This window comes from Lonsdalea britannica (assembly GCF_946477055.1).
GTDB classification, from domain to species: Bacteria; Pseudomonadota; Gammaproteobacteria; order Enterobacterales; family Enterobacteriaceae; genus Lonsdalea; species Lonsdalea britannica_A.
On sequence record NZ_CAMKXG010000172.1, the window covers coordinates 1 to 7,609 of the forward strand.

The following is a 7,609-nucleotide window of genomic DNA, read 5'->3' on the forward strand; positions in this document are numbered from 1 at the left end:
GAACAGTGGCATGAGCACTGCAAAGTGTTTGATGCCCCGGTCTACTTCGATCAGCCATTCAACTCGCTGTTGATCCCCAAGCGCGATTTGCTCAAAGCCATGCCGGATCACGATCCGTTACTGCTGTTGGTGGTGCAAGATTCTCTGCGGCAGTTGAACAGCGACGTGCAGCAACAGAGCGTGGTGGATATGGCGCGCGCCCAGCTGCGTCAGGTGCTTTCGCAGGGAGAGCCTTCGCTGGAAGAGGTGGCGGAAAATATCGGTTTGTCGAGCTGGTCGCTGCAGCGGAGGTTGAAAGATGCGGGGATCAATTTCACTCAGCTGGTGGAAAAGGTGCGCTGCGAAATGGCGACGCACTATTTGCAGCAGCGACAGCTCTCAATTTCTGAAATGGCTTTTTTACTGGGGTACTCGGAGGTGAGTGCTTTTTCCCGGGCATTTCGCCGTTGGTTCGGCATCAGTCCGCGGCAGTGGCGTAAGGCTTAGCCCGGCATTTCAGTAGTGCGGCGGCGGTGTTTCTTCAGACTGCGAGGCAATCAGTGACGGCGCCGTCGCTTTCAGTTTATCAACCAATAAGTGCAGCTGTTCACGCACCTTGGCCATTTCCAGTTCGTGCTGGACCACGGTTTGGTTCAGCTCCTCAATCGTTATCTCCTGAAATGCGATGCGGCTTTCCAGCAGTTCAAGGCGCTGTTCGAGTAATTGCTGCGACATGTGACTTCCTCCCAGACGGTCAGCGGTAGAGTTTGTCAGAAAGCGGAAACTTCTGGTAGTAAAAATGGTCCGAGTAGGGCGCAATAAGCGCATAAGGGAATTTTATCGAAGATAGTGGTGTGTTCGTTGTAATGTCTCCGTACACGCAGCTATAGTAGTTTCGACTTTTTAAATGATTACCGGGATCTATCGGGTCTCGGATGCTGGAGAGATGGATGAAATCACTGTTTAAAGTAACGCTGTTAGCGACCACGATGACACTGGCTCTGAATACCGGCGCAATGGCCGCGGAGACAGCAAAAGCGTCCGATAGCAGCACGACGAGTACGACAACAGCAAAATTCAACAACGATGAACAGGCTGCGGCTTACGCGTTGGGTGCCTCTCTGGGGCGTTACATGGATAATTCCCTGAAAGAGCAAGAAAAATTGGGTATTAAGCTGGACAAAGAACAGCTGATCCAAGGCGTGCAGGACGCGTTTGCTGACAAGAGCAAACTGTCTGACGAAGAAATCGAAAAAACGCTGCAGTCTTTTGAAGGCCGTGTGAAAGAAGCGGCTAAGACCAAAATGAAGCAAGATGCGAAAGAGAACGCGGACAAAGGCACTAAATACCGCGATACCTTCGCCAAAGAAAAAGGCGTGAAGAAAACCAACTCCGGCCTGCTTTATCAGGTAGAGAAGGAAGGAACGGGCGCTGCGCCGAAAGATAGTGATACCGTCGTGGTGAACTACAAAGGTACGCTGGTCGACGGTACTGAGTTCGACAATTCCTACAAACGCGGTGAGCCACTTTCTTTCCGTCTGGACGGCGTCATTCCGGGTTGGACCGAAGGTCTTAAGCACCTGAAGAAAGGCGGCAAGATTAAAATGGTCATCCCGCCGGCACTGGCTTACGGTGAAACCGGCGTACCGGGTATTCCGGCCAACTCTACGCTGGTATTCGACGTAGAACTGCTGGATATCAAATCTGAAGCGGAAGCTAAAGCGGCCGATGCTGCTAAAGCTGAAAAACCAGCTGACGAGAAAGCAGCTCAGCCAAGCGCTAAGTAATACAAACGCTTTACCACGAAAAACCGCAGGTCATCCTGCGGTTTTTTTATGTGTGAGAGCAGCGCCTGTGGGTGCCAAGGTTTGAGTACCTTTAAATCCCACCTCGCGTGAACGTGACGTAGAGTTGATGGTAAGCGTTTGTCGCAAATAGTGAATTTCGATAAGCAGAAGCAAACTATCGCCCACGTTCACGGTGATGTCAGCCATCGACATAACATGCGGAATGGCGTTTTATCTTCCGTCATTGGATTGAGGCACCGTGATGCGCCTCAACGATCTTTCTCCTACATGTGATAAAGGCGGCAAAAACCTCCGCAGACGTTATACTGCTCCAGCGCGGTAGCCAATCCTTAGCTGATCCCCCCGTTTGTTACATCTGCCTTTGTCGGGCGAAAAAGGCTGATGAATGCAGGTATCATGGCGGTCTTATCGCATCAGCCTTTCGGTATGACGCCGCGAATTTCAGGGACGAGAGAGAGGACTTTTGTTAGACTATCCCTCCTGTCAATACGATAAATTGAATGACATTGAAGGTGGTGTTTGCCATGTCTAGTTCGCTTCTTTCAGCAGAGTCGAATGACCTTGATTTGCTGGATGAACGTCCGTTTTCCCAAACGGATTACGAAATCCTGAAGTCGTATGAAGCCGTCGTTGATGGTTTAGCGATGCTAATCGGTGAACACTGCGAAGTCGTGCTGCATTCGCTGGAAAATTTAAAATGTTCCGCGGTACGTATCGCGAACGGCGAGCATACCGGGCGTAAGATTGGTTCGCCTATCACCGATATGGCGCTACGGATGGTGCATGATATGGCCGGTGAAGATAGCAGCGTGTCACAAGTGTATTTCACTCGCGCCAAAAGCGGCATGCTGATGAAATCAATCATTATCGCTATTCGTAACCGTGAACAACGTGTGATTGGGCTGCTGTGTATCAACATGAATCTGGACGTGCCGTTCTCGCAAATCATGCAGACATTTATGCCGCCTGAGATTAAAGCGGTGGCATCCTCCGTTAACTTCGCCTCTTCAGTGGAAGACCTGGTCACGCAAACGCTGGAGTTCACTATTGAAGAAGTGAACAACGACCGCAACGTTTCCAATAACGCCAAGAACCGACAGATTGTGCTCAACCTTTATGAGAAAGGGATTTTCGATATCAAGGATGCCATCAATCAGGTTGCCGATCGGTTGAATATCTCTAAGCACACCGTGTATCTCTATATCCGCCAGTTCAAGAGCGGCGACCTCAGCGGGCACGATCGCTAATGTTGACCTACTGTCTGCTGGTTACCGGACCGGCATACGGCACCCAGCAGTCTAGCAGCGCACTGCAGTTTGCACAGGCGCTGTTGGCCGAAGGCTATCAGCTTAAAAGCGTCTTTTTCTATCGGGAAGGCGTGCTCAACGCGAACCAATTGACCTCACCGGCTAGTGATGAATTTGACGTCGTGCGCGCCTGGCAACAACTGCACGAGGAGCATCAAATCGCGTTGAACGTCTGCGTCGCGGCTGCGTTGCGTCGCGGTGTCACCGATAGCGAGCAGGCGACTCAGCTGAAACTGGCTGGCGCGAATCTGCAACCGGGATTCAGCCTGAGTGGTCTGGGCGAACTGGCTCAATCCGTACTGACCTGCGACCGGGTCGTACAGTTTTAACGGGGGCTCATGCTATGAAACGTGTCGCTTTTGTTTTTACCCATTCCCCCCACGGCAGCGCTTCAGGCAGAGAAGGGTTGGATGCGCTTTTGGCGATGTCGGCGTTGACGGAAGACATCGGCGTGTTCTTCGTCGCTGACGGTGTCTTGCAGCTCCTGCCAAGCCAGCAGCCAGACGTTATTCTCATGCGCGACTACATCGCGACCTTTGGTGTCCTGCCGCTGTACGACGTTGAGCAGTGCTATGTTTGCGAACAGGCTTTGCAGCAGCGCGGTCTTTCAAAAGACACTCAGTGGGTGCTACCGGTGGAAATACAGTCGCCAGAATTATTGGCCCAGACGTTGAAAACCTACGATACCGTCCTCACCTTCTAGAGAGTTGTCTATGTTGCATACGCTGTCTCGCTCCCCCTACCAGATCGATTTGGATGCCATGCTGCGCAATGTCGGAAGCGAAGACGCCGTTCTTCTGTTTCAGGATGGGGTCTCAGGGGCGCTGGCCAATGCTGCGATGCTCAGGCCGATATTGGCGGTAGGCGTTCCCGTTTATGCCTTGAAAGAAGATGTTATGGCGCGAGGAATGGTTGCTCAAATTTCGAGCAAGGTGGTGTTAATTGGCTATAATGACTTTGTTAAACTGACGGCCCAGCATTCCGGACAGATGGCCTGGTAGTGGTATTTTTGTATATTTCTTGACTCCTCATCCGGGCAGCCCTAAAATTCTGCGTCCTTATACTTTGCCTTGCGCGAGTACGAGACGATTTATTACGTGTTTACGAAGCAAAACCCAGGAGCTTTTTGAATGGCAACAATTAACCAGCTGGTACGCAAACCGCGCTCTCTGAAGGTTGCTAAAAGCAACGTTCCAGCGCTGGAAGCATGCCCGCAGAAACGTGGCGTATGTACTCGTGTATATACCACCACCCCGAAAAAACCGAACTCCGCACTGCGTAAAGTTTGCCGTGTTCGTCTGACTAACGGTTTTGAAGTTACCTCCTACATTGGTGGTGAAGGTCATAACCTGCAGGAGCACTCCGTGATCCTGATCCGCGGCGGTCGTGTTAAAGACTTGCCGGGTGTGCGTTACCACACCGTTCGTGGCGCGCTGGACTGCTCAGGTGTTAAAGACCGTAAGCAATCCCGTTCCAAATACGGCGTGAAGAAGCCAAAGGCTTAATGGTTCTCCGTTAAGTAAGGCCAAACGTTTTAACTTTAATGTCAAACTAAACTCGTAGAGTTTTGGACAATCCTGAATTAACAACGGAGTATTTCCATGCCACGTCGTCGCGTCATTGGTCAGCGTAAAATTCTGCCGGATCCTAAGTTCGGATCTGAATTACTGGCCAAATTTGTAAATATCCTGATGGTAGATGGTAAAAAATCTACTGCAGAAGCAATCGTCTATACCGCGCTGGAGACCCTGGCTCAGCGTTCTGGTAAAGACCACCTGGAAGCCTTTGAAGTAGCTCTGGACAACGTGCGTCCGACTGTCGAAGTTAAGTCTCGCCGTGTTGGTGGTTCTACTTATCAGGTACCAGTTGAAGTACGTCCGGTTCGTCGTAATGCCCTGGCAATGCGTTGGATCGTAGAAGCTGCTCGTAAACGCGGTGATAAATCCATGGCTTTGCGCCTGGCGAACGAACTTTCCGATGCAGCAGAAAACAAAGGCACTGCTGTTAAAAAACGTGAAGACGTTCACCGTATGGCTGAAGCCAACAAGGCGTTCGCTCACTACCGCTGGTAATACCGGCGTAGATGTTAATAACCCAGCGGGCGCCTCAAAGGCTAACCCGTTTGGGTTTTTTACTACTTTGAACGCCCTAGGAATAGAGGAAACAAATGGCTCGTACAACACCCATTGCACGCTACCGTAATATCGGTATCAGTGCACACATCGACGCCGGTAAGACCACCACCACTGAACGTATTCTGTTCTACACAGGTGTGAACCATAAAATCGGTGAAGTTCATGACGGCGCTGCCACCATGGACTGGATGGCGCAGGAGCAGGAGCGTGGTATCACTATCACCTCCGCGGCGACGACTGCCTTCTGGTCTGGTATGGCCAAGCAGTATGAACCACATCGTATCAACATCATCGACACCCCGGGGCACGTTGACTTCACTATCGAAGTTGAACGTTCCATGCGTGTACTGGATGGCGCGGTAATGGTTTACTGTGCGGTAGGTGGTGTTCAGCCGCAGTCTGAAACCGTATGGCGTCAGGCTAACAAATATCATGTTCCGCGCATCGCGTTCGTTAACAAAATGGACCGCATGGGCGCGAACTTCCTGAAAGTGGTAAACCAGATCAAAACCCGTCTGGGTGCGAATCCGGTTCCGCTTCAGCTGGCTATCGGTGCTGAAGAGCACTTCACTGGTGTTGTTGACCTGGTGAAAATGAAAGCCATCAACTGGAACGAAGCAGATCAGGGTGTCACCTTCACTTATGAAGACATCCCGGCTGACATGGAAGAACTGGCCCAGGAATGGCACCAGAATCTGATCGAGTCTGCTGCTGAAGCTTCTGAAGAGCTGATGGATAAATACCTCGGCGGTGAAGAACTGACCGAAGAAGAAATCAAGAAAGCACTGCGTCAGCGCGTTCTGAACAACGAAATCATTCTGGTTACCTGTGGTTCTGCGTTCAAGAACAAAGGTGTTCAGGCAATGCTGGATGCGGTTATTGATTACCTGCCAGCGCCGACAGAAGTTCCGCCGATCAGCGGTATTCTGGACGATGGTAAAGACACTCCGGCTGTGCGTCATTCCGATGACAAAGAACCGTTTGCTGCCTTGGCGTTCAAAATCGCTACCGACCCGTTTGTTGGTAACCTGACGTTCTTCCGCGTTTACTCCGGTGTGGTTAACTCCGGTGATACCGTGCTGAACTCTGTGAAATCAGCTCGCGAACGTTTTGGTCGTATCGTACAGATGCACGCTAACAAGCGTGAAGAGATCAAAGAAGTTCGTGCAGGCGACATCGCTGCTGCTATCGGTCTGAAAGACGTAACTACTGGTGATACGCTGTGTGATCCTGATAACGCGATCATCCTGGAACGTATGGAGTTCCCGGAACCGGTTATTTCTATCGCCGTAGAACCGAAAACCAAAGCTGACCAGGAAAAAATGGGTCTGGCTCTGGGCCGTCTGGCGAAAGAAGACCCGTCATTCCGCGTATGGACTGACGAAGAGTCAAACCAGACCATCATCGCTGGTATGGGTGAGCTGCACCTTGAAATCATCGTTGACCGTATGCGTCGCGAATTCAACGTGGAAGCTAACATCGGTAAACCGCAGGTTGCTTACCGTGAAACCATCCGTGACACCGTGAAGGATGTTGAAGGTAAACATGCTAAACAGTCTGGTGGTCGTGGTCAGTACGGTCATGTCGTTATCGACATGATGCCGCTGGAGCCAGGTGGTGACGGATACGAATTTGTTAACGAAATCAAAGGTGGTGTGATTCCTGGTGAATACATCCCGGCCGTTGACAAAGGTATTCAGGAACAGCTGAAAGCTGGTCCGATGGCGGGTTACCCTGTTGTGGATATCAAAGTGCGTCTGCACTTCGGTTCTTACCATGACGTCGACTCCTCTGAACTGGCGTTTAAGCTGGCTGCTTCCATCGCGTTTAAAGAAGCGTTTAAACGTGCGAAGCCTGTTCTGCTTGAGCCGGTAATGAAGGTTGAAGTAGAAACGCCAGAAGACTACATGGGTGATGTAATCGGTGACCTTAACCGTCGTCGTGGCATCATCGAAGGTATGGAAGACACCGCTACCGGCAAGACTATTCGTGCCCAGGTTCCGTTGTCAGAAATGTTTGGTTATGCTACTGACCTGCGTTCGCAGACTCAGGGTCGTGCTTCTTACTCCATGGAGTTCCTGAAGTACGCTGAAGCACCGAACAACGTTGCTCAGACCGTTATCGAAGCCCGTGGTAAATAATCCGGGTTTAACATATTGATCCCGTGCCCTCTCCGTGCGGAGGGGGCATTCGAGTAAGGAATATCGCCGTGTCTAAAGAAAAATTTGAACGTACAAAACCCCATCTCAACGTCGGTACTATCGGCCACGTTGACCATGGTAAAACTACTCTGACCGCAGCTATCACTACCGTACTGGCTAAAACCTACGGCGGTGCTGCTCGCGCATTCGACCAGATCGATAACGCGCCGGAAGAAAAA

11 protein-coding genes are annotated in these 7,609 nt (G+C 51.0%); 10 read left to right on the plus strand and 1 reads right to left on the minus strand.

The window, feature by feature from the left end; translation table 11 throughout:
* Positions 1-486, plus strand: a 486-nt coding sequence (locus Q7O77_RS11935) for a helix-turn-helix transcriptional regulator (RefSeq protein ID WP_304167448.1), incomplete at its 5' end; no start/stop codon positions are given.
* A 9-nt stretch (positions 487-495) separates the two neighbouring features.
* Here the strand turns inward: Q7O77_RS11935 and Q7O77_RS11940 are convergent.
* Positions 496-714, minus strand: a complete 219-nt coding sequence (locus Q7O77_RS11940) for a SlyX family protein (RefSeq protein ID WP_085652587.1) — start codon at positions 712-714, stop codon at positions 496-498.
* Between the two features lie 215 nt (positions 715-929).
* On the opposite strand from Q7O77_RS11940, the gene fkpA reads away from it, so the two are divergent.
* The 9 genes from fkpA to Q7O77_RS11985 all read left to right on the plus strand — a co-directional run.
* Positions 930-1,766 carry an FKBP-type peptidyl-prolyl cis-trans isomerase gene (gene fkpA / locus Q7O77_RS11945; protein ID WP_304167452.1) on the plus strand — a complete coding sequence of 279 codons (837 nt, stop codon included), beginning with the start codon at positions 930-932 and terminating at the stop codon, positions 1,764-1,766.
* Between the two features lie 545 nt (positions 1,767-2,311).
* On the plus strand, positions 2,312-3,034 hold the full coding sequence (locus tag Q7O77_RS11950) for a transcriptional regulator (RefSeq protein ID WP_304167455.1): 723 nt from the start codon (positions 2,312-2,314) through the stop codon (positions 3,032-3,034).
* The gene (gene tusD / locus Q7O77_RS11955) at positions 3,034-3,423 is read left to right on the plus strand and encodes a sulfurtransferase complex subunit TusD (protein WP_304167457.1); all 390 of its coding nucleotides are present in this window, start codon (positions 3,034-3,036) and stop codon (positions 3,421-3,423) included. Before Q7O77_RS11950 ends, tusD begins: the two co-directional genes overlap by 1 nt.
* A gap of 14 nt (positions 3,424-3,437) precedes the next feature.
* Positions 3,438-3,797 carry a sulfurtransferase complex subunit TusC gene (gene tusC, locus Q7O77_RS11960; RefSeq protein WP_304167460.1) on the plus strand — a complete coding sequence of 120 codons (360 nt, stop codon included), beginning with the start codon at positions 3,438-3,440 and terminating at the stop codon, positions 3,795-3,797.
* Between the two features lie 10 nt (positions 3,798-3,807).
* Positions 3,808-4,095, plus strand: coding sequence for a sulfurtransferase complex subunit TusB (tusB, locus tag Q7O77_RS11965; protein WP_304167463.1), 288 nt, complete (start codon positions 3,808-3,810; stop codon positions 4,093-4,095).
* A gap of 129 nt (positions 4,096-4,224) precedes the next feature.
* Complete coding sequence (gene rpsL / locus Q7O77_RS11970; protein ID WP_012768095.1) at positions 4,225-4,599, plus strand: 30S ribosomal protein S12; 375 nt, start codon at positions 4,225-4,227, stop codon at positions 4,597-4,599.
* Between the two features lie 96 nt (positions 4,600-4,695).
* Complete coding sequence (gene rpsG / locus Q7O77_RS11975; RefSeq protein ID WP_009111198.1) at positions 4,696-5,166, plus strand: 30S ribosomal protein S7; 471 nt, start codon at positions 4,696-4,698, stop codon at positions 5,164-5,166.
* A 95-nt stretch (positions 5,167-5,261) separates the two neighbouring features.
* On the plus strand, positions 5,262-7,370 hold the full coding sequence (gene fusA / locus Q7O77_RS11980; RefSeq protein WP_304167494.1) for an elongation factor G: 2,109 nt from the start codon (positions 5,262-5,264) through the stop codon (positions 7,368-7,370).
* A gap of 68 nt (positions 7,371-7,438) precedes the next feature.
* A partial coding sequence (locus Q7O77_RS11985) for a GTP-binding protein (protein WP_304167497.1) occupies positions 7,439-7,609 on the plus strand: 171 nt, incomplete at its 3' end.